The organism is Lancefieldella parvula (assembly GCF_963547875.1).
In the GTDB taxonomy this organism is placed as follows: domain Bacteria; phylum Actinomycetota; class Coriobacteriia; order Coriobacteriales; family Atopobiaceae; genus Lancefieldella; species Lancefieldella parvula_D.
In genome coordinates this window covers 70,254-91,929 of record NZ_CAUUSI010000005.1, presented here as the reverse complement: position 1 = coordinate 91,929, position 21,676 = coordinate 70,254, and the positions used below count along the sequence as shown (strand labels likewise).

Here is a 21,676-nt window from a genome sequence, read left to right as displayed (position 1 = left end):
GAGTTGTAATGGCAGCACTTTCGCCAAAAGATGTCGCTCGTGCGGCAGAGCTCAATAGAATCTTGAACCATGCGGCATACGCCTACTATGCCCTTGATAATCCAGAGCTTACTGACGCTGAGTTTGACCGCCTTCTTATTGAGCTTCAGCAGCTTGAGGCAGCATATCCAGAGCTTATTACTGAGGATAGCTATACCCAGCGCGTAGGTGGTTACGTTTCTGAGCAGTTTGAGCCTGTCCAGCATGCCGCGCGCATGTATTCCATGGACGACGCCATGAACTTAGAGGAGCTGGATGCATGGCTTTCCAGAACTGATGAGGCTCTTGGTGCGTCACCTACAAACCCTGTGGCATATACCTGTGAGCTTAAGATTGACGGCTTAGGTGTTGCGCTCACGTATCGTGACGGTCAGTTTGTACGTGCTGCTACACGAGGTGATGGTAGTACGGGAGAAAACGTTACGGCAAACGTTTTGACTATCTCTGACGTACCAAGAGAACTTGCACTTGCAGGACTTGAGCAGGTAGAGAATAGAGGTCTCAACCAGAGCATTGAGGTACGCGGCGAAGTTTATATGCCCAAGCACTCCTTCATTCGGTTGAATGAGGATGCGGATGCTGCTGGAAAACAGCCTTTTGCTAATCCAAGAAATGCAGCCGCTGGTTCTTTACGTCAAAAAGATCCAAAGATTACAGCACACCGAGATCTTGAGACCTTTATCTACGCAGTAGCCGACGAAGGCCCTCTTGATGTTCACAGTCAGTGGGAGTTTTTAAACTGGCTTCGTAGCTGCGGCTTTAATGTTAATCCACATGCCCGTCGTTGCCTGAGCGCTCAGGAAGTCCACGATTTCTGTGCGCAAGCTCTTGAGCAGCGAGGAGATCTTAACTACGACATTGATGGCGTGGTAGTAAAGGTTGACTCATTTGCGAGCCAAGAGGCTCTAGGATTTACTTCTCGCGCTCCTCGTTGGGCTATTGCATTTAAGTTCCCACCAGAGGAAAAGCAGACCGTTTTGCGAGAAATTCGTATTCAGGTTGGTCGTACGGGAGTACTCACACCTGTTGCTGAGTTTGATCCCGTTACTGTTGCAGGTTCTACCATTGCGCGTGCAACTCTCCACAACCTTGACGAGATTCGTCGTAAAAACGTGCGCGAGGGCGATACCATCATTGTCCACAAGGCAGGAGATGTCATTCCAGAGGTTGTAGGACCAGTTTTAAGTCTTCGACCTGCAGATGCTGTTGAGTTCCAGATGCCAGCTACCTGCCCAAGCTGTGGTAGCCCTGTTATTCAGGAGGAGGGAGAGGTGGCCTTCCGCTGCGTCTCTATTGATTGTCCTGCTCAGGCAGTTGAGCGTCTGATTCACTGGGGTAGCCGTAAGGCCATGGACATTGACGGCCTTGGTGACGAGTTGATTAATCGCATGGTTGAAGAGGGCGTTCTCTCTGATGTAGCCGACTTCTACGATAAGCTTACTGAAGAAACGCTGTCCAGCATGCCTACGGGCCGTGTGTACGATACTGATACTGCAGATCACCTTTCTGGTGATAGCATTCCCGTGGGTCATACTATTGCTAAGAAAGTTATGGCAAAGGTTGAGGAATCAAAGACAAGAGGTCTTGGCCGCGTGCTCTTTGGTATTGGCATGAGGCATGTTGGCGCTAACGTTGCAGAGCTCCTTGCCCAGGAGTTTGGCTCTATCCAGGCGCTTGCTACAGCCCCTGTCGAGAAGATCGCTGAAATCCCAGGTATTGGTCCTAAGATTGCAGAGTCTGTACACGAGTTCTTCTCGATACCAGAAAATGTTGCCGTTGTTGAGCGTCTTCGTCAAGCAGGCGTGGTGCTTGAGGAAGAGAAGTCAGAAAATGAGCTTCCTCAGACGCTTGCTGGACTTACCTTTGTTTTAACGGGAACTCTTGAACACTTCACACGTGATGAGGCTGGTGCTCAGCTCAAAGCTATGGGAGCAAAGGTTTCTGGCTCTGTATCTAAAAAGACTAGCTTTGTAGTAGCAGGAGAAGCCGCGGGGTCTAAGCTTACTAAGGCTGAGAGCTTGGGTGTTCCTGTACTTGATGAGGCTGCGCTTCAGCAAATTCTTGAAACAGGTCAGGTACCTGCATAAATGTGCATGGTTAGTAACAAGGTGAAGAGTTAAACTATCTGGATACTATAGGAAAAAGGAGACGACCAAATGAACCTACTAAAAAGCAAGTACATTTCTCTTGGAATGATGTTTTTGATTTTGGCAATTATCCTGAGTGTGGCATCAAACGTTAATGATTTATTTGTTGGTATGCTCTATGGCATATCTCTTGGAATATTGATTTTAGGATTGCTTACTACTCAAAATAGTTTGCGTTTATGTAATCGATAATTGATTTAAAAGGAACAGCTATGGCAGATAAAAGCATCCTGGTTCTTTGTTATTCTCGCTGCACTACCTGTAAGAGAGCTCTTAAATGGCTTGATGAACACAGTGTTTCTTATATACTGCGCGATATTAAAGAGGAGAATCCAACTGCAGAAGAGCTTGCTGAGTGGCACAAACTGAGCGGTCTCTCCATCAGGAAATTCTTCAATACTTCAGGCATGGTGTATCGCGATAATAACATCAAGGAGCAGCTTGATGCAGGTATGAGCGATAGTGATGCCTATATTTTGCTCGCCACTACAGGCATGCTGGTAAAGCGCCCCTTGGTGGTTGCAGGAAATACTATCTTGCTTGGGTTTAAAGAACCTGCATGGGAAGAAGCACTTCTGTAAAATCAACTTTTACGGTATGTGTTTTTACAGCATGCGTTTTTACAGCATGTGTCAGATTGTAGATAAGCGTTAGTAAAAAAGGCAGCTACCAAGGTAGTTGCCTTTTCTCTTACGTGTTTAGGTGCTCAGCGCATTTGTGTATTGCTGCAAGCTAGTCCTCGTCATCAACCATTTCTACAACGGGTTTACCCATGTAATTGATGCCATCGACCAGCTCTTCCAGGGTAATTCTCTGACCCAAAATAGTTGCCTGAACAAGCTCTTTGTAGAACTCACGAGCTTCATCCATAAGATCAAGAATGCTTTCAGTCTTGATCTCTCCTGTGTAAGGCTCTTTCCAAGGTAGACGCTTGAGGTTTGCCGTAGGGAAGTCCTCGGTCTGAACAATACGATGGGCCATCGCCGCAACGTACGAATTGTTTGAAGGACGCATGAACTTCTCGGTCTTATACAAAACGTCAGGAAGCTTGGTGGTGTACTTAGGATCAGTACGCTCTACAGTGTGGTAGATGCGAGCGTAATCCTGAAGTGCCTTCTCGTACTCACCAACGCCAACATTAAGGTCAAATACCTGAAGCGCTACTTGCGAGAAGAGCGCGCCACCAACGTGCTTGGTTGATTCAACTGCTTCAAGCACCTCAGCTGGCGGGAACGTCTCAACGGTAGTATGGCGCATGTGCCAGAGAAGGTATGAGTCTAAATCTGTCTCGATAATAGGATGGAGTTCTCTGTAGGCATTTTTGAGAGATGGCTCCGCCTCAATCAGTGCATCTTGCTGAGAATACACAAACGGATGGACAATTCTATCCAGCGCGTAGTGCGCTAAGAGGCCAAGCGCAAACGCACGACCAGCGGGCATGTCGCTCTGCGGTAGGCGAGAAACACCATCGCGAATAGAAAGAAACGCGTCAACAATATGACCTGCATGCATACGACGATGTAGTCTATTGCAGGCAAGTGAGTGGTTTGGCCAGGCAAGATGACGTGCTAGGAAGGGATCAGGACCCTGGTTTCCAAGCAGGAATGCATTGACCTCTGCATCAGTTGCAACAAGTTCTTGCGGTAAATCATGAACCACCTCTGCGCCAAACAGATAGTGGGTTATTAAAGCAGGCATAAGACTCCTCGTAGTTTTTCAATATAAGAGTAGCCTAAAACAGCTTACAGGCGTTAAAATTTCTCCTTCGTGTTACAAGATTTAATGATACCTGGGAACTGACACATGGGTCTACTTGAAATTTTAATGCTGGGTGTGGCGCTTGCAACAGATGCGTTCTCTGTCACTATCTCTAACACCTTTGCCTTTGATGACCATAGGTTTTCTCGCCTTATGCGCATGCCACTTTTCTTTGGTCTCTTTCAGTTTGTCATGCCTCTTGCCGGTTATTTTGTTGGTGGCATTGCAGCAGAGTTGATTGAGAAGTACGCAGGTATTGTCTCGTTGGTTATTCTTGGCTTCATTGGTTCAAACATGCTGTACAGCGGCTATAAGGCGCTCAAAGAAGATGCTTCTGAAGAAGATGAGGAAGAAGCTCAACAAGAAGCTCAGCAAGGCGCTACAACACTCTCTTATGGCAAGCTAGTATTTCAAGCTGTTGCTACGGCAATTGATGCATTTGCTGTTGGTGTAAGTTTTAGGGCACATAGCGTAGACATTTTGGTTGCCTCGACACTCTTTGGCGTTATTACCGCTATCCTCTGCACTATTGCATTGTTCATTGGTAAAAAACTTGGTTCTCTTCTGGGGGACCGTGCCGAGATGGTGGGCGGTATAGTACTTATCCTGATTGGACTAAAAGCCTTTTTTGGATAAAATCTGTTTGACCAGACGGATTATGTAGCAGGTAAGGAGGTAGCGTGAAGTTTATCCCAGATTGTCTTCGCCAGAAGATGCATAAAACTTTTGGACCAAAAGACCCTGATGAGAAGATCACTCCACCAACTGCCACTTCTGTTACAAGAACCTCATTTATTATTCTGGCTGTCTCGGCGGTTGCTGCACCTGTAATAGCTACGGTAGCAAACGTTTTGAGTCCAGGAATTTCTTATGTTCAGCAGGAGCTTCTTCCTCCACAGCTTAATTCAAAAGTTCCAGGCTACGCTCGAGCGCTTATTCAACTTGCGCAACGAGAGGGCTCTCTCAATCTTTTATGTACTTCCAAAGATGCGGTAAAGCCCCTGGTAGAAATATATTCAAGAATGTTTTCTATGCCTGTTACGGTGGGTGAGGCAACGGAGGAAGAAATTCAGGAGTTTATTCAGCAAACATATACTTCTGGTAAGAGTTCGGAGTCTGAAACTTCTGATACCAAATCTGGTACTGATTGGGGTTTTGAGAAACCCGATGTCATTTTCTTGGCAAGCGAAGCTCTTATGCAAAATTTTGAGACTTCCGCATATTGTCAACCGTTTGAAGTTTCTTCAACAGACCAGTACGTGCGCCCTGAGTTTTTTGACGCCAACGGACACTGGTATGCCTACGCTGCAGATCCATTGGTTTTACTGGTAAATCAAGAACGCCTTAATGAGAAAAAGATTTTGCGTCCTCACGAATGGACCGATCTTCTTACAGATGGCCTGCGTGGAAGGTATGTTATTCCTGACCCCGCACTTACGTATACGGGCAAGAAGTTTGAATCGCTCTTTTTAGGACAGTATGGTCTAGATAAAGGCACTCAAATTATCCAAAGTTTGTTTGAAAATGTTGACGCATTTTCTGAGAGTACCCATCAAGCTATTAGAGACACAGGATTTGGCAGGTATAGGGCTTGTGTTTGTCCGCTGAGCGCTGCTTATAGGGCAATTACTAAAGACGATTTTGATAATCTTTCAGTTATTCTACCAGGCACTTCTTATTTCTCTACGATAAGGTCATTTGTATGTCAGGGGTCAAAACATACGTATTCAGCGTATTTATGGCAGGAATTTATTACCAAACGAGATTCTGCTGAACACATGGGAGAAATGGACTCGTTTTTCTCGCCAGTTATTGAGGGAACACCAACGCCTTGGTATGCAGATCGTCTGAATTTGACAGCAGTAAGTGAATCAATGCAGATAGCTCCTGCTCCAACCGATGCAGAAGGAAATCTCATCAAGCTTGAAGACGTCCACGCTACCTACAGTAAGTTGGTCAACGCATAGCTCTTTCCATACGTTAAGCATTTGAACATCAAAAAACGGCCCAGGTAAACTGAGCCGTTTTGCTTTAAAGATGGAGTGGCGAGAAGACCTGTTTTCTCGCCAAGAAGTTCTGATGAAGCACTAGACGTAGAAGAGCATCTTGTTGTAGCTAGGAACTGGCCACCAGTCATGTCCGCAGATGAGCTCCATGGAGTCAACGGCGCTACGCAGGCGGGCCATAGCAGGAAGAACCTCATTGCAGTAGTATTCGCACTGTTCCTGAGGTTGATCTTTCATCTGGTGAGCTGTGGTGTTGATCTCATCAAGACTGTTGGTAGCTGCGTAAATTTCGTCAATACCGGCGGTGAGTTTCTCGACGATCTCTGTCTCTGCTGCACTCTTAATGCCAATGGCCTGTTTAGCAGCAACTGAAGAGGCAACATCACTTGAGTAGGTAAAGAGGGCAGGCAGGTACATGTGGCGTGTCATATACAGCATGGTACGAGCTTCGATGTTAAGGACCTTGGTGTACTGCTCAGCCTTTGCAATGTAGCGAGCCTGTGCTTCTGCCTGAGAAAGAACGCCGTAGCGCTCAAAGAGCTCAATGTTCTCTGGAGCAACCATTGCAGGGAGTGCCTCAGGGGTGGTGCGGAGGTTTGGAAGACCGCGCTCCTCGGCAAGTTTCTCCCAATCGCCTGAGTAGCCATTGCCCTCAAAGAGGATCCGCTCGTGAGCCTTAAAGGTGTTAATGACCCACCTCAAGGCTTCCTTAGTGAAGTTCTCCCCAGAAACGTTTTCAAGGTCATTTGCAAAGCGGTCACACTGCTCGGCAACAATGGTGTTCAAAATAACATTAGGGTCAGAAAGATTCTGCTGGCTGCCACACATGCGGAACTCAAATTTGTTACCAGTAAACGCAAAGGGGCTGGTACGGTTTCTGTCTGTGTTGTCCCTAAGAACTGCAGGAAGTGTTGGTACGCCCAGATCCATACGAGTGCGCTTTGCGCCGTGGACGTCGGAACCTGTGATGAGGTCATCAACGATTACGGAAAGTGCAGCACCTAAGAAGACGGAAACAATTGCAGGTGGTGCTTCATTTGCACCAAGACGGTGATCGTTTCCAGCGGATGCAACAGACATGCGGAGAAGGTCTGCGTGGGAGTCAACGGCCGCTACAAGGCAGGCAAGGAAGACCAGGAAACGAAGATTCTCACCAGGCTTATCGCCAGGCTCAAGCAAGTTCTCATTGTCTGCAGAGAGCGACCAGTTATCGTGCTTACCAGAACCGTTGACATACTCAAAGGGTTTCTCGTGCTCAAGGCAGGCAAGGCCATGGTGAGTTGCAAGAAGCTTGAGCTTCTCCATGGTCAGAAGGTTGTTATCAATAGCGAGAGTTCCCTGCTCAAAGACGGGTGCAAGCTCGTGCTGGCAAGGTGCTACCTCGTTATGCTTAGTCTTTGCAGGAATACCCAGCTTCCAGAGCTCATCATCAAGCTCTTTCATAAAGTCATTGACGGTTGGACGAATGGCACCAAAGTAGTGCTCGTCAAGCTCCTGACCTTTGCTTGGTTCGCAACCAAAGAGGGTACGACCACACAGAATAAGGTCAGGGCGCTGCTCAAAATCTTCCTCTTTGATAAGGAAGTATTCCTGCTCTGGACCAATGTTTGTGACAACGCGAGAAGGCTCTTGTCCAAAGAGAGCGAGCACACGTTTAGCCTGCTTTTCAAGGGCAACCTGAGAGCGAAGTAGCGGAGTACGCTTGTCTAGAGCTTCTCCGGTGTATGAAATAAATGCTGTTGGAATGCAGAGGACTTCATCTTTGATGAAAGTTGGGCTTGCAGGATCCCAAACCGTGTAACCGCGCGCCTCAAACGTGGCACGCAGACCGCCAGAAGGGAAGCTTGATGCGTCAGGTTCGCCCTGTACCAGCTCTTTTCCCGAGAAGGACATCAAAATAGTGCCGTTTCCCTGAGGAGTCATAAAGCTGTCGTGCTTCTCGGAGGTAATGCCTGTGAGAGGCTGGAACCAGTGGGTGAAGTGAGTGGCACCTTTTTCTAGCGCCCACTCTTTCATGGCATGCGCGACCTCGTTTGCAATGTCGAGGTCAAGCGGCTTGCCGTCCTGGATGACACTACGAAGTTTCTTGTACGTTGGCCTTGGCAGGCGTTCTTGCATGTCTGCGTCGGTAAAGAGAAGTGAGCCAAATTCTTGAGAAACTTTGTCGTGAGCCACAGCCCCTCCTTGTGGGTAAATGCTGGCAGTTAGTCTGTTTTCTCGCGTGCTAGGCACGTTATGTTGGTTGTTATTTTCGCACGTTTGCCACTGAGAGGGTGGCGAGGATGCAAACAGAAACATAACGATTACAAAAAATTTTGGCCGCTGCCCAAATGAGATGTGGGCTTTGTTTCCATGGGCTCTGGCGCGCATAAGCAGAGGAACTCTTAGTACAATAGAAGCACACAAAACTAAGAGGAGCAGGTATGTCTGATACTACTATGCCAGTTGATACTACAGATCAAAACGAGGTTGCATCAATCAAAGAAGGTGCAGTTAAACCACGTAGGACCATTGCCGTTATTGACGGAAACTCGCTCATGCACCGAGCATTCCATGCAATCCGTCAGCCAATGGCAGCTCCAGATGGTACGCCAACTGGCGCGTTGTTTGGCTTCTTCAACATGTTTATCAAGCTTGTTGAGTCCTTCTCGCCAGATGGTGTCATTTGCGCCTTTGATAAGGGTAAACCACAGGTTCGCATTGATATGTTGCCTCAGTACAAGGCTCAGCGTCCTCCGATGGACCCCGCTTTGCATGCACAGTTTCCCATAGTCAAGGAGCTGCTCAAGACGCTTGATGTTCCTGTCTGCCAGCTTGAAGGCTGGGAGGGCGACGATATCTTGGGCACCCTTGCTCGCCGCGGTGAGGCAGAGGGCTATCAGATGCTGCTCTTCACGGGCGACCGCGATATGTATCAGCTCTCCACAGAAAACGTCAAGATTGTCTCTACGCGCAAGGGCGTCTCTGACGTCTCAATTATGACACCAGAGACTGTGGCAGATCTCTATGCAGGTATTACGCCTGAGCTTGTTCCAGATTTCTATGGTCTTAAGGGAGATTCTTCCGACAACATTCCGGGCGTTCCCGGAATTGGCCCCAAGAAAGCCGCTGCGCTGATTGTGGAGTATGGCTCGCTTGACCAGGTCATTGCTCACGCTGACGAGGTCAAGGGCAAGGTGGGAGAAAACCTTCGCGCCCACATTGATGACGCGCTGCTTTCCCGCAAGGTTGCTACTATTCGCACTGATGCGCCGCTTGATATCAACCTGGACGACGCTCAGTTCCCAACATTTGATCCAAATGACGTGGTCAAGGCTTTCTCGGCTTTGGGCTTTACGGGCATGACCTCAAGGCTTGCTCGCATGGCTGGTGGCTCTGCCGCTGGTTCAGTTGCACAAACCGCCTCTGCGACACCTGCGCTTCCTATTCCGTCAGAGTATTTGCAGGCAGGAGACGCATCTGCTGCTCTGACCGCTGCTCTTGAGAACCAAGAGTGGATTGGCGTTGCCCAGGATTCTGCGGCGGACGCTGGAGCACTCTTTAGCCTTTCTCGCACACTTTGGGTGTCTACAGAAAAGGCACTTCTTAAGTTTGAGGGAGAAAATGCAACTGCTGCACTCTTGCGTATTTTGCGAGAAGCCCGTGTTGCTGCAGACGATGTCAAGGCGCTGCTGCACGAGGTAAGCCCTGTTGATTCGTCTGAGCCACAGAAGATGGATATTGAAACCATTGATTCTGATCGCCTCTTTGACACAGGCGTTGCTGCCTATCTACTTGAGTCTGATCGTTCAAGTTTTGATATTAATGGCTTGGTTGAACTGTACTTTGGCTCTGAGCTTCCTGAGCCTACAGATGAGATCCCTGCAGCAGCATTAAGAGCAGTAGCTGCAAGAAACCTTGTTCCTGTACTGACTAAAAAGCTTGAAGACGATGGCTCATATGAGCTGTTTGCTGCGCTTGAAATGCAGCTTCTACCGGTCCTTGCCGCAATGGAGCGTCGTGGTCTCTACGTTGATCCTCAAAAACTTGCTCAGCAGTCTGCCCAGCTAGCGGAAGATATTGCGCAGCGCGTGGCAAGTATTCACCAGACTGCAGGTGAAGATTTCAACTTGGATTCTCCAAGCCAGCTTTCTCATATCTTGTTTGACGTGCTTAAACTTCCAACCTATGGCCTCAAAAAGACGCGCACTGGTTTCTACTCCACCAACGCAAAAGTTCTAGGAGAGCTGGCGCAGGAGTACCAGATTGTTGCTGACGTCCTTGAATATCGTGAGCGCGCCAAGATCAAATCAACCTATCTCGATGCGCTTCCTGCACTTATTCGTGGCGATAAGCGTATCCACACCACGTTCAACCAGACTGTTGCTGCAACAGGTAGACTTTCCAGCTCTGATCCAAACCTGCAGAACATTCCTACCCGTTCTGAGCTTGGACATCGTGTTCGCACTGCCTTTACCGTTCCCGAGGGCAGTGTGTTTCTCGCCTGCGACTACTCTCAGATTGAGCTTCGCCTGCTTGCGCATCTCTCGGCTGACGAGCACCTGGTAGCAGCATTTAACTCTGGTGCTGACTTCCACGCCGCAACTGCCGCCCGTGTCTTTGGCGTACCTGTTGAAGAGGTCACTCCAGCGCTTCGTAGCCGTGCTAAGGCAGTTAACTTTGGCATTGTCTATGGTCAGCAGGCCTTTGGTTTGGCAACGTCTCTTAAGATTTCCCGCAAGGAAGCACAAGAGATGATTGACCGCTACTTTGATGCATATCCTGGTGTTCGAGCATACCTTGACGATTCCGTCCGCACTGCTCACGAGACTGGTTATGCGATTACCATGTACGGCCGCAAGCGCCACATTAGAGAGTTCAACCAGTCAAATCGCCAGCTCATTGCCTTCGGTGAGCGCACTGCAATGAATCACCCTATGCAGGGAAGTGCCGCAGACATTATCAAAATTGCAATGATTAATGTCGAGAAACGCCTGCGTGATGAGGGTCTTGCATCAAAGCTGATTCTTCAGATTCACGACGAACTTGACTTAGAAGTTCCTGAGTCAGAGATTGAGACAGTCTCTAAACTAGTAAAAGAGACCATGGAAGACGTTGTTACTCTGCGTGTTCCACTCATTGCCGATGTCAGCTATGGTTCCAATTGGGCTGAGGCAAAGTAGGCACGTTCAACGCACGTTTTAGAGGAGATTTAGTATGGAGGCTCCAACCTCATACATGCACGTCACAGTCTATACAGACGGTGCGTCTCGAGGAAACCCTGGTCCTGGTGGCTATGGGGCAGTGCTTCTGTACACCGATCCCTCCGGCCAGCAGCATACAAAAGAGTTCAGTCAGGGTTATAAAACCACTACGAATAACCGTATGGAGCTCCTTGGCGTCATTGTTGCACTTGAAGCGCTTAAGCGCCCCTGCCAAGTAGAGCTTTATTCCGATTCCAAGTACGTGGTTGACGCGTTTAATCAAAAATGGGTCTCGGGATGGATTAGAAAAGGGTGGAAGACGGCTTCTAAAGAGCCTGTCAAAAACGTAGACCTTTGGAAGCGCCTCCTTGCTGCTATGGAAGACCATGAGGTAAGTTTCAAGTGGGTCAAGGGCCACGCAGGTCATCCACTTAACGAGCGCTGTGATCAGCTGGCAACTGAAGCAGCTGACGGCTCCAATCTCCTTGACGACCAAGGTTTCTTCGCGGATCAGCCATTGCTGTAACGCACATGCTTGGGCGAGAAGATCTTCTCGCCGTACATACTCTCTACAAGAAAACAGCCGCCTGAGTAGACGGCTGTTCTTAGTTGCATGAAGCGATTAACTTTTAGTAGCCAAATACGGCATAGCCAACAAGGCCTGGTCCCGTATGGACAAGAAGGTCCGAGCCAGCCTCGACATACCTAAAGTCGGTGACATTAGGGATTGCTTCTTTAATCATGGCTTCCATTTCGGAGTAAATGATATTTGGCGCAGAGCAGCAAATTCCCACATGGACGCGGTCAAATTGCTGAGCAAAGGCTGCTCCTAGAGCAATCTGTCCTGCAAGAGACTTCTGCCAACCGCGAGTCTTCTTGGCAATGGTGTATTTGCCGTTCTCATCGCAGGTAAGAACAGGTTTGATGTTTAACATGGAACCAATGCGATAAATTGCCTCAGAAATGCGGCCACCCTTACGTAGATACTCAAGGCTTGGAACGGAGAAGTATACGCGTGTGTTCAGAGAAGCCTGATCAAGTTTGGCGCCAATCTCCTCAAGAGAAAGGCCCTGCTCAATAAGGCGTTGAGCCTCAATAACAATAAGGCCAGAAGCAATGCCAATGTTTTTGGTATCAACAACATAAATAGGGAAGTCTGTAATGGACTCCGCAATCATGCGAGCAGTATCGCAGGTAGCAGAAAGTCCAGAGGAGATAGCAACGTAAACAGCACCCTCGTACCCCGCTGCTTTTGCATCATCAAAGGCAGCTTTAATGCCCTCAGGAGAAGGAAGTGATGTCTTAGGAACTTCTTCTTCAAAGCGAGCAACAAGATCAGCTGGCGTGATGGTAATACCAGACTCGTAGGAAGAGCCGTCAGAATAGTTAATGCGAAGTGGGGTGATACGAATATTGTGTTCAGCAACAAAATCAGGTGGGACATTAGTTCCTGAGTCTGTGATGATGGCAATTCGTTTAGTGTCCATTATCCGCTCCAAATATATACGTGCTACAAGTAGCTAAACGTTGACTTTCTATTACCCACATTTTACATAGAGATATACCCCGTTTTCTTGAGATATGACAAGTTGCCCTCAACGGTAGGTAGACGGTACACTAGGCATATACATCGAGAAAAACTTTCATAGCTAACGGTCAATACCATTTAGATAAAGAGAGAACGGCAGATAATGTCTAGTATTTATAGAGAGCCCGCAGTTGTAAGAAGAATTAGTCAGCGCTCTTCTCTAAAGAAAATCACCTCTAACAGCACTATTGCGGCAGCAGTCATGGTACTTGCAGCTCTTATTGCGCTTGTAGTTGCCAACTCACCTGCTCATGAGGTGGTTCGAGAAATTCTTGAAGTGCAAATGAGTTTCTCGCTTGGAATGATTCATGCACATATGGCTCTAGAAACCTTTGTGAATGATTTCCTTATGGCAATCTTCTTCTTGCTGGTAGGTATTGAGCTCAAGTATGAAGTAACTGTTGGCCAGCTTAGAAAGCCAAGACAGGCAATGCTTCCTATGCTTGCGGCTGTTGGTGGCGTTGCAGTTCCTGCTCTTATTTATCTGGCGCTTAACGCAAGCACTGCCCCTCATGGATGGGCAACACCAATTGCAACCGATATTGCCTTTGCGCTTGGCGTTATGTCGCTCTTAGGAAACAGAATTAGTCCGCAGACTAAGGTGTTCTTCCAGACACTTGCTATTGCCGACGATATCCTGGCTATTGTGGTCATTGCGCTTTTCTATGGTCACACGCCAAATATTGCCTGGTTAGCAGCTTCTCTTGGTATTCTTGTTATTTTGTGGGGAATGAATCGCCTGAAGATTTATTCTTCTGGTCCTTATTTGCTTGTTGGTTTGGTTCTCTGGGTCTGCATGTACCACTCGGGAATTCATGCAACCCTTGCAGGCGTTCTTCTTGCCTTCTTCTTGCCATCTCACTCTGATGTTCGCTTGAGCAAGCTGGGAAGCTGGCTTTCAAGACGCGCTCGTGAGCTTGACGATCACTACGACGATGAGCATCACGTTTTGGGTCAGCATGACTTTACACATGGTGCTAACTCTATTGAGCAGGTCATGCACCACGTAACTCCACCGCTTCAGCGTGTTGAGCACTATATTTCCGTCTTTGTAAACTTTGTTGTTCTTCCTATCTTTGCGTTTGTTAATGCACAGATTACGCTGGTAGGTGCTGATTTTGGTGCGCTTCTTAGCAGTAACATTGCTCACGGCGTATTCTTTGGCGCCGTTCTTGGAAAGCCATTGGGAATTATTCTTGTGACATTCCTGTTGGTAAAGGTTAAAATCTGCAAACTTCCTGCAAAGGTTGACTGGGTTCAGATTGCAGCCGTTGGTCTGATGGGTGGCTTAGGCTTTACCATGTCAATTCTTATTTCTAACCTTGCATTCCCAGATGCAGGAGAGATTCTTGCAGCTAAAGTAGCCGTTCTTGCTGCATCATTTGCTTCAGCTATCTTGGGCCTACTTTTTGTACACCTCGCAGAGTTTTACAAGCGCCAAAGGCAGAGTAGCTTAAGGGAAGACGCCGTACAAGAATGAACCTAATGAGACGTACGACTCTTTCTATCCCTGACTATTAAAATGCAGAGCCCCACAAAATAATACGCAGAAGTTATTAAAAAACTGGCGTGTAGAATGTTCACTCCGCCTATTGAGGCATCTTGCCCTGCAGGAGAGAGACACATTAAGGCAATGGTGAATAGCCATATAAGAAGTAAACAAATATTGACTATCTTATTAATAAGATAAGCTCTTGGAGTAGAAGCATCAAAAAATATACCTCTATTAAAGATGCTAATGAAAAAATCTTTCCAAGAGTCAAACATGACGAGCCTCCAACTTGTGAGAAAAAGACCCCGCATATATGCAATTTTATCACTTATATAAAATCAATAAGCTATGGTTACTCAACGGTACCGTAGGTAAAACCCCAACCGTGTGCTGTAACAATTGAGTTAATCTGATCGCAGAGGCGAGCGCGGACATATGTGCCCGATGGAATCAACTCAATAACCTCTTGTAAATCCTCTTCAAGATCATCTACTTCAGCTTGAATCAGCACGTCAACCTTAGTGACTGTGCCCGAGGGTTTGCGTTTATAAAGATTATCAACAAGGTGCTGGAGCTCGCCATATGCCTCCGAGCGCATGCCAGGCTGTGTAGAATTTGCCATGATTCTCCTTGTCGCGTCGATTTTCAAATCACCTATACTTTGTATCACGCAGAGACCGAAAAGGGGAGTGTCATGTTTGAGCTAGTTTCTCGCGAGCTGTTCCAGCCAAAGTCAACCTCTGAGCAAAACGCTTATCAGAAGATGAGCGATGCTGAGCTTAACCAAGCTCTTGAGCTTATTGGACAAGAAGCTCGTGCACTTGGCGAGAAAAACCTCCAGCTTGATATGGCTCGCGGAAAGCCAAGCCCTGCACAGACGGCGTTGTCTAAGCCTATGCTTGACGAGCTGAACTCTACTTCTGACCTGACTGACAGCGGCTCTTTTGCAGACAACTATGGAGACCCTTGGGGTCTTCCTTCTGCGCGAGCCTTCGCTGCAGAGCTCACAGGTTTACCTGCCGATCAGGTCATTGCAAATGGCTCTTCTAGCCTTAACCTTATGCACGACATTATTTCTTATGCCGTAACCCACGGTCTTGCTGGTCAGCCTTCTTGGGCAGAGCAGATGGCGGCTGCAAAGGCTCAGGGTACCACGCTCAAGTTCCTGTGCCCTGCTCCAGGCTATGACCGCCATTTTGCTATTACACAGCATTACGGGCTTGAAAACGTTGCCGTACCTATGACTGAAGATGGTCCAAATATGGACGTGGTCAAGGAGCTTGTTGAGAACGACAGCTCTGTTAAAGGAATTTGGTGCGTACCACGTTTTGCAAACCCTACCGGTATCACCTATTCAGATGAGGTTGTCCGTGCGTTTGCAAACCTCAAACCCGCTGCTCCTGACTTTAGAATCTTCTGGGATAACGCCTACGCAATTCACGCCTTTGTACCAGAATCTGAGGCTCCTCAGCTCCTCAATATCTTTGATGCACTTGCAGAGGTTGCTGCAGACGATGCTCAAAAGAACCTGGTTATTGCTTTTGCCTCAACGGCAAAGGTAACCTTCCCAAGCTCAGGCATGGCATGGGTTGCCGCAAGCCCTGCGGACATTAAAGAAATCCAGAGCGCTTTCAAGGTTGCTCGTGTTTCTCCCGAGAAAATCTCGCAGCTGGCGCATGTACGTTTCCTCAAAGATGCGTACGGCATTGAAGCTCATATGCAAAAGCATGCTGAGCTGCTCCGACCACGTTTTGATCTGGTGGAACGCAAACTGCAGGAAGGACTGGGCGATTTAGCTGTTGCAACCTGGTCTCGTCCTAAGGGCGGCTACTTTGTCTCGTTTGACGGTCCTGTTGGGTCTGCGCGCGCAATTGTTTCTCGCGCCAATGAACTGGGCGTTACCATGACACCTGCAGGTGCTACGTGGCCAAGTGGCAAGGATCCCTTTGATACTAATATCAGAATTGCTCCAAGTTATCCAACGTTGGAAGAGCTTGATGCAGCGCTTGATGTCTTTATTGTTGCTGTTAAACAGGTAAGTGCTCGACTTGCAAAAGTTGATCGTGGTCAGAGCATCTGGGGATAGCTTGTGTAACTTTGGTATTTACTTTGAAAGTAAGCCCATTCTGCCGTATCTTGATTAACTATGTTTAGAAAAAGCGATTGGATGTTGAATGCCAACTAATACTTCAAAGCCAGAACTTACACCAGAACAGAAGGCAGAAAAAGAGCTGGTTGCTATGGCAAACCAGACCGCAAAAAAGAAGGCAAAGGACCGCAAGCCCGATGAGGCTCCTAAAAAACCAGGTCCTTCTACAGGCATGAAGATTGCTATTGGAGTATTCTCGCTCTTTATTGCTATTTCTATGATGTTGCCTTCCCTGGCCAGCATTTTCTCTAACTCTCAAAAGCAGAATCAGAACCATCAGAATTCTCCTGAGGCTATTAACCAGGTCTATCAGAAACAGGCAGAAGAAAAAGAGTCTGCTATTCAGTCCAATCCAGATAATCTACCAGCACATCTTGATCTGGCTCGTACGTATCTAGGCTGGGGAATGGCACTTAAGAGCTCCTCTCAAGATGACTCTGTTCAGAAGCAGTCTTTACAGCTGATTAACAAGGCAATTGCCGAGTACGATACGTATCTTGCTTCAAATGATTCTGATGAAGTCCGTGTTGATAGGGCAATTGCACAGTTCTACGCAGGAGATCAAACAGGTGCTGTTGAGGCACTTAAGGCAGTAACGGATCGCTCTCCAGACTATGCTAACGGTTGGCTTAATTTGGGAATGATGTATCGTGTTACTGATCAAGTAGATCTTGCAAAAGAGGCACTGCAGAAGGCAATTGAAAAGGATTCCGATAATAGCGCCGGTGTGAGGGATAATGCACAGAAAGTTCTTGATGCATTAAACGGAAACACCTCTACCTCTTCAAATAACACCAAGTAAGGAGGAGTTATGGCACTAGAGATAAGCTCTGAAATTACAGATACAAAGACCATTATTCGCATTGAGGGCGAGGTAGACGTATCAAACGCCTCCGAGCTTCGTGATGCTTTGGATACTGCGCTCGCCGATGGAGCAAAAGAAGTTGAAGCTGATTTTGCTGAGGTAGCTTATATTGATTCGACGGGCATTGGCGTTTTAGTGGGCGCTGCACATCGAGCACAAGAGAGCGGTTCTGTGCTTGTTGTTGCAAACCCTCAGAAAAACGTGGAGCGTGTCTTTACGCTTCTTGGGGTTGATAAAGACCTTAACGTTCGCAAGTAGGTTTAGTAACTTGCAAGCTCTTTGATGTAACCGTTCAAAGAGCTTGTTTATGTTTGTTCCAGAAAGGTATTGCTTGTGTTTGGCATTGGAGAAACAGAGCTCGTACTAATTCTGCTCTTTGCATTCTTAGTATTTGGTCCTGATAAATTACCTGGTATGGGTCGCACGCTTGGCCGTGCTCTCAGACAGTTCCAGAACGCTCAAGAAGGCTTTAATAAAGTTGTCCGTGCAGACTTACTTGATCCTGCGGCGGATGCACTTCACGAGAAACCCAAGCGCTCCGAGCAGCTTAAAAATGCTGCATCTGATGCTGACCGCGAGGATACAGATCGCCAGGAGACCTTTGCTGAGCGTCGTGCTCGTCTCAAGGAAGAGCGTGAGGCAGCTGAGAAGGTTGCTGCTGAGGCAGCTGAGCAGAGCAAGCAGGCCGAGCAGACCCAGGAGGCTGAGCAGGCAGAGGCTGCTTCTGCTGACGAGGCTCCTGCAACTGCACCACAAGCTACCTCTTCTGTTGCTTTCTCAGATGATTCCACAGAGGTAACCGAGCACGTGGCACCTCAGGCCGCAGAAGAGACTCCTGCTGCCGTTCCATCTGCAAAAGACCTCTATAACCTTGGATCTGCACGTTCTTCTCGCTCCATAGCAGAAGACAAGAAAGAAGAAGTTGCTGGAGAGGAGGGAGAAAGCCAGGACGCATAAGTCCAGCTTTCGCGTGTAATGCCTATTACTCCAGCTCGTATGCCACTTTTTGATCACCTGGGAGAACTCCGTCGTCGTGTGACTATTGTGGTGGTATCGCTTTTTGTTACCGCAATCATTATTTATTTTGCTACACCTGCATTGATTGAGATCTTGATTGACCCTATCAGGGAGTTTTTAACTGACGGTAAGCTTACGGTTATCTCGGTCCTTGGCGGCTTTAGTATCAGGTTTAAGGTGGCTTTCTTCTTCTCGGTGATTATTTGTACACCTATTATCATCTGGGAGATTATGGCTTTCTTCTTGCCTGCGCTTAACGCTAAAGAGCGCAAGTGGGTTGTTCCTACCGTGGCAGCCATGATTACCCTGTTCTTCTTGGGTATGCTGTTCTGCTACTTCATCATTTTGAACACCGCAATTGGTTGGATGATTGGCCAGTCGCAGGAATTTGCAGGAACCATTAATGAGGCAAGCGATTACCTCAACATTATTATGATGTTTGAGATTGGTTTTGGTGTTGCGTTCCAGCTTCCTCTGGTTATCTTCTACCTGGCTATTCTTCACCTTGTTCCTTACAAGGATATGCGTGAGCAGTGGCGCTATGTTTACGTTGGATTGATGATCCTCTCTGCAGTTGTCACTCCTGACGCATCACCTGTCACTATGATTTTGATGTTTGCAGCTCTTATCCTTCTGTACGAAGTTGCTCTGGCTGTTGCTCGCTACGTCATTATTGCCCGCGATGGCAAAGCTGCTCTTAAGTGGAGTCGCGAGGACTATGAGCAGCATGAGCTGGACAAAATCTAGTAATTCCGCTTTTTAATTTGGAGAGTGTTGTTCTTTGATTCTAGTTGTTACCGAGAAAAACGACGCAGCGCAGCAGATTGCTCGCCTTCTGTCTGAATCGGGTAAGCCTGAGGCAGACAAGGTATACAACACTCCTGTTTATCGTTTTAGACGTGGCGGAGAAGATCATGTTGCCATTGGTCTTCGTGGCCATATTTTGCAGCCCGATTTTCCTTTGGCTCTCAAGTTTGATAAGGAAGAGGGCTGGTACGGAGAAACTGCAGAAGGGGAGCACCTTCCTGCAGACGTTCCAGATGGTCTTGAGCGTCCTCCTTACAAGGTTAAGCGTAAGCCTTTTATGGTAGACGGCGTTGACCTAAAGGGCTGGAAAATCCCTAGCTTGCCTTATTTGATTTGGGCTCCTGTAGATAAACAACCTGCAGAAAAAGAGATTATTCGCGCCCTCAAGAATCTTGCTAAGAAGGCAGAGTCTGTAATCATCGGCACAGACTTTGACCGCGAGGGAGAGCTTATTGGCTCTGATGCGCTGGCACAGGTTCTCTCGGTTAATCCTAATCTGGCAGTATTTCGTGCACGCTACTCCGCCTTTACTAAGACAGAGATTGAGACTGCCTTCAATAACCTGGTGGATCTTGATTACAACTTGGCTGCAGCAGGTGAGTCCAGGCAGTATATCGACCTCATTTGGGGTGCTGTACTGACCCGTTACCTGACCACTGCACGCTTTGGAGGTCTGGGCAATACGCGCTCTGCTGGTCGTGTTCAGACTCCTACGCTGGCACTTGTTGTTGAGCGCGAGCGTGAGCGCTTGGCATTTAAGCCAGAAGATTATTGGGTTATTTCTGGTGTTGCTGCTCCAGAAGATGATGCGGATGCAACCTTTAAGATGGTTCATCAGACCGCAAGGTTCTGGGATCAAGCTGAAGCAGATGCAGCTTACGCAGTTGTTAAAGATCAGACGCAGGCAACGGTTGTCGAGATTGAGTCTCGTAGCAGAAAGCAGCAGCCACCAGCTCCGTTTAACACCACGTCGCTGCAGGCAGCTGCAGCTGCAGAGGGTATCTCGCCAGCTAGAACTATGCGTTTGGCAGAGTCTCTGTACATGGACGGCTTGATTTCATACCCGCGTGTTGATAACACCGTCTATCCAAGTTCGCTTGACTTGAAGGACTGTGTCCGTACATTATCTGCGGTTCCTCAGTATGCTCCTACTTGTAAAAAACTCTTGGGTCAGCCAAAGCTTCACGCTACTCGCGGCAAGCAGGAGTCTACCGACCACCCACCAATTTATCCAACAGCGGCAGCAAATCCAGATGCTTTGCAGCCTGCAGCTTGGAAGCTCTATAACCTGATTGCTCGAAGGTTCCTTGCAACCCTTATGGGTCCAGCTACTATGAGTGGCACCAAGATTACGCTTGATGTTGCAGGTCAGCCCTTTGTTGCAAACGGAACGGTCTTGGCTGAGCCAGGCTTTAGAGAGATTTATCCCTTTGGCCTTAAGAAAGACGATCAGATTCCTGATGTCGGCGAGGGAGAGATTGTCTCTATTCAGTCTTTGTCGCTTGATGCTAAGCAGACAGAGCCACCTGCTCGCTACAGCCAGGGCAAGCTTATTCAAGAGATGGAGAAGCGAGGCCTTGGTACAAAGTCCACGCGTGCCTCCATTATTGATACGCTCTACCAGCGTAAATACCTCAAAAATGATCCTGTTGAGCCAAGTCAGCTTGGTATGGCAATTGTTGATGCGCTTTCCCAGTTTGCGCCACACATTACCTCGCCTGATATGACGGCAGAGCTTGAGTCCGATATGACAAGCGTTGCTGAAGGTAAAGATACACGTGATGGCGTTGTAACTCACTCAAGAGCGCTGCTTGCGGGCATGATTGATACGCTCATTGATCATAAAGAAGACTTGTCTGAGGCCATTGCTGATGCAGTTACTGCTGACGCAAAGGTGGGAACCTGCCCTAAGTGCGGCAAAGATTTGGTTGCTAAGAGCTCTCTGAAGACTCGTGGAAGCTTTGTAGGCTGCATGGGTTGGCCAGATTGTGATGTCACGTATCCGCTGCCTCAGGGACGCGTAGAGCCGCTTGAGGGAGAGGCTGGCGTCTGCCCAGAGTGTGGTGCTCCTCGCGTAAAGGTGCAACCGTTTAGGCAGCGTGCGTATGAGACCTGCATCAATCCAGCTTGCCCTACAAACGCAGAGCCAGACCTTATTGTGGGCGAGTGTCCAACCTGTAAGGCAAATGGCAAGCACGGGGATCTGGTAGCGCACAAGTCCGAGCGCACGGGTAAGCGTTTTATTCGCTGCACCAACTACGAGGAGTGCGAGACAAGCTATCCTCTACCAGCTCGTGGAAAGCTCGAGAAGACCGATGAGGTCTGCCCAGACTGCGGGGCACCTATGGTGGTTGTTACTACCCAGCGTGGTCCTTGGAAGCTCTGTCCAAACTACGATTGCCCTGGTAAAGAAAAGAAAACTGCCTCGCGTAGAGGCGCTCGAAAGAGTACTAAGAGCACCAAATCCACCAAGGCAGCAAAAAAGTAAACGTATGACGGTGCATCGAGAGGTGCACTGTTTTCGGAAGAACGAGCGTCCCTCTCCAACGCCCGCTCCATACGTATTTTTACCCATTTTTGAGCACTTTTCATGTGGAAATGCGCAAAACCTTTAGAATATTCATG

18 protein-coding genes are annotated in these 21,676 nt (G+C 48.0%); 14 read left to right on the top strand and 4 right to left on the bottom strand.

What is annotated here, in order from left to right; translation table 11 throughout:
* Positions 1 to 8: 8 nt before the first annotated feature.
* From ligA to RWJ96_RS03470, 3 genes are all read left to right on the top strand, one after another.
* Positions 9 to 2,126, top strand: a complete 2,118-nt coding sequence (gene ligA, locus RWJ96_RS03480) for an NAD-dependent DNA ligase LigA (RefSeq protein ID WP_314018961.1) — start codon at positions 9 to 11, stop codon at positions 2,124 to 2,126.
* Positions 2,127 to 2,195: 69 nt separating this feature from the next.
* Positions 2,196 to 2,378 carry a hypothetical protein gene (locus RWJ96_RS03475; RefSeq protein WP_314018960.1) on the top strand — a complete coding sequence of 61 codons (183 nt, stop codon included), beginning with the start codon at positions 2,196 to 2,198 and terminating at the stop codon, positions 2,376 to 2,378.
* A 20-nt stretch (positions 2,379 to 2,398) separates the two neighbouring features.
* A complete protein-coding gene (locus tag RWJ96_RS03470) occupies positions 2,399 to 2,767 on the top strand; it encodes an arsenate reductase family protein (RefSeq protein WP_314018959.1) in 369 nt (122 codons plus the stop codon).
* Between the two features lie 151 nt (positions 2,768 to 2,918).
* Here the strand turns inward: RWJ96_RS03470 and RWJ96_RS03465 are convergent, their stop codons facing one another.
* The gene (locus RWJ96_RS03465) at positions 2,919 to 3,884 is read right to left on the bottom strand and encodes a zinc dependent phospholipase C family protein (RefSeq protein WP_314018958.1); all 966 of its coding nucleotides are present in this window, start codon (positions 3,882 to 3,884) and stop codon (positions 2,919 to 2,921) included.
* A 105-nt stretch (positions 3,885 to 3,989) separates the two neighbouring features.
* Here RWJ96_RS03465 and RWJ96_RS03460 point away from each other — a divergent pair, with 105 nt between their 5' ends.
* Together RWJ96_RS03460 and RWJ96_RS03455 are read left to right on the top strand one after the other, a co-directional pair.
* Positions 3,990 to 4,580 carry a manganese efflux pump MntP family protein gene (locus tag RWJ96_RS03460; RefSeq protein WP_314018956.1) on the top strand — a complete coding sequence of 197 codons (591 nt, stop codon included), beginning with the start codon at positions 3,990 to 3,992 and terminating at the stop codon, positions 4,578 to 4,580.
* A gap of 44 nt (positions 4,581 to 4,624) precedes the next feature.
* Positions 4,625 to 5,911, top strand: a complete 1,287-nt coding sequence (locus RWJ96_RS03455) for an ABC transporter substrate-binding protein (protein ID WP_314018955.1) — start codon at positions 4,625 to 4,627, stop codon at positions 5,909 to 5,911.
* Between the two features lie 120 nt (positions 5,912 to 6,031).
* Here RWJ96_RS03455 and RWJ96_RS03450 read toward each other — a convergent pair whose 3' ends face one another.
* Positions 6,032 to 8,125 carry a glutamine synthetase III gene (locus RWJ96_RS03450; RefSeq protein ID WP_314018953.1) on the bottom strand — a complete coding sequence of 698 codons (2,094 nt, stop codon included), beginning with the start codon at positions 8,123 to 8,125 and terminating at the stop codon, positions 6,032 to 6,034.
* A 248-nt stretch (positions 8,126 to 8,373) separates the two neighbouring features.
* On the opposite strand from RWJ96_RS03450, the gene polA reads away from it, so the two are divergent.
* Positions 8,374 to 11,112, top strand: a complete 2,739-nt coding sequence (gene polA / locus RWJ96_RS03445; protein WP_314018952.1) for a DNA polymerase I — start codon at positions 8,374 to 8,376, stop codon at positions 11,110 to 11,112.
* A 34-nt stretch (positions 11,113 to 11,146) separates the two neighbouring features.
* The gene (gene rnhA, locus RWJ96_RS03440) at positions 11,147 to 11,659 is read left to right on the top strand and encodes a ribonuclease HI (protein ID WP_314018950.1); all 513 of its coding nucleotides are present in this window, start codon (positions 11,147 to 11,149) and stop codon (positions 11,657 to 11,659) included.
* A 103-nt stretch (positions 11,660 to 11,762) separates the two neighbouring features.
* On the opposite strand, the gene RWJ96_RS03435 is transcribed toward rnhA, so the two are convergent.
* Positions 11,763 to 12,620, bottom strand: a complete 858-nt coding sequence (locus tag RWJ96_RS03435) for a DegV family protein (RefSeq protein WP_314018948.1) — start codon at positions 12,618 to 12,620, stop codon at positions 11,763 to 11,765.
* A 204-nt stretch (positions 12,621 to 12,824) separates the two neighbouring features.
* On the opposite strand from RWJ96_RS03435, the gene nhaA reads away from it, so the two are divergent.
* On the top strand, positions 12,825 to 14,201 hold the full coding sequence (nhaA, locus tag RWJ96_RS03430) for a Na+/H+ antiporter NhaA (RefSeq protein ID WP_314018946.1): 1,377 nt from the start codon (positions 12,825 to 12,827) through the stop codon (positions 14,199 to 14,201).
* Between the two features lie 364 nt (positions 14,202 to 14,565).
* Here nhaA and RWJ96_RS03425 read toward each other — a convergent pair whose 3' ends face one another.
* Complete coding sequence (locus RWJ96_RS03425) at positions 14,566 to 14,835, bottom strand: hypothetical protein (protein ID WP_314018944.1); 270 nt, start codon at positions 14,833 to 14,835, stop codon at positions 14,566 to 14,568.
* Between the two features lie 72 nt (positions 14,836 to 14,907).
* Between RWJ96_RS03425 and RWJ96_RS03420 the strand changes: the two genes are divergently transcribed.
* The 6 genes from RWJ96_RS03420 (at position 14,908) to RWJ96_RS03395 (ending at position 21,539) form a co-directional block, all read left to right on the top strand.
* Complete coding sequence (locus RWJ96_RS03420; RefSeq protein WP_314018943.1) at positions 14,908 to 16,299, top strand: aminotransferase class I/II-fold pyridoxal phosphate-dependent enzyme; 1,392 nt, start codon at positions 14,908 to 14,910, stop codon at positions 16,297 to 16,299.
* Positions 16,300 to 16,387: 88 nt separating this feature from the next.
* Positions 16,388 to 17,164 (top strand): tetratricopeptide repeat protein, encoded by a 777-nt coding sequence (locus RWJ96_RS03415; RefSeq protein ID WP_314018942.1) that lies wholly within the window; start codon positions 16,388 to 16,390, stop codon positions 17,162 to 17,164.
* Between the two features lie 9 nt (positions 17,165 to 17,173).
* The gene (locus tag RWJ96_RS03410; protein ID WP_314018940.1) at positions 17,174 to 17,485 is read left to right on the top strand and encodes an STAS domain-containing protein; all 312 of its coding nucleotides are present in this window, start codon (positions 17,174 to 17,176) and stop codon (positions 17,483 to 17,485) included.
* Between the two features lie 75 nt (positions 17,486 to 17,560).
* Complete coding sequence (locus RWJ96_RS03405) at positions 17,561 to 18,184, top strand: twin-arginine translocase TatA/TatE family subunit (RefSeq protein ID WP_314018939.1); 624 nt, start codon at positions 17,561 to 17,563, stop codon at positions 18,182 to 18,184.
* An 18-nt stretch (positions 18,185 to 18,202) separates the two neighbouring features.
* Positions 18,203 to 18,991, top strand: a complete 789-nt coding sequence (gene tatC / locus RWJ96_RS03400) for a twin-arginine translocase subunit TatC (protein ID WP_035426889.1) — start codon at positions 18,203 to 18,205, stop codon at positions 18,989 to 18,991.
* Positions 18,992 to 19,025: 34 nt separating this feature from the next.
* Entirely contained in the window at positions 19,026 to 21,539 is a 2,514-nt protein-coding gene (locus RWJ96_RS03395; RefSeq protein WP_314018937.1) for a DNA topoisomerase I, read from the top strand.
* Positions 21,540 to 21,676 lie beyond the last annotated feature (137 nt).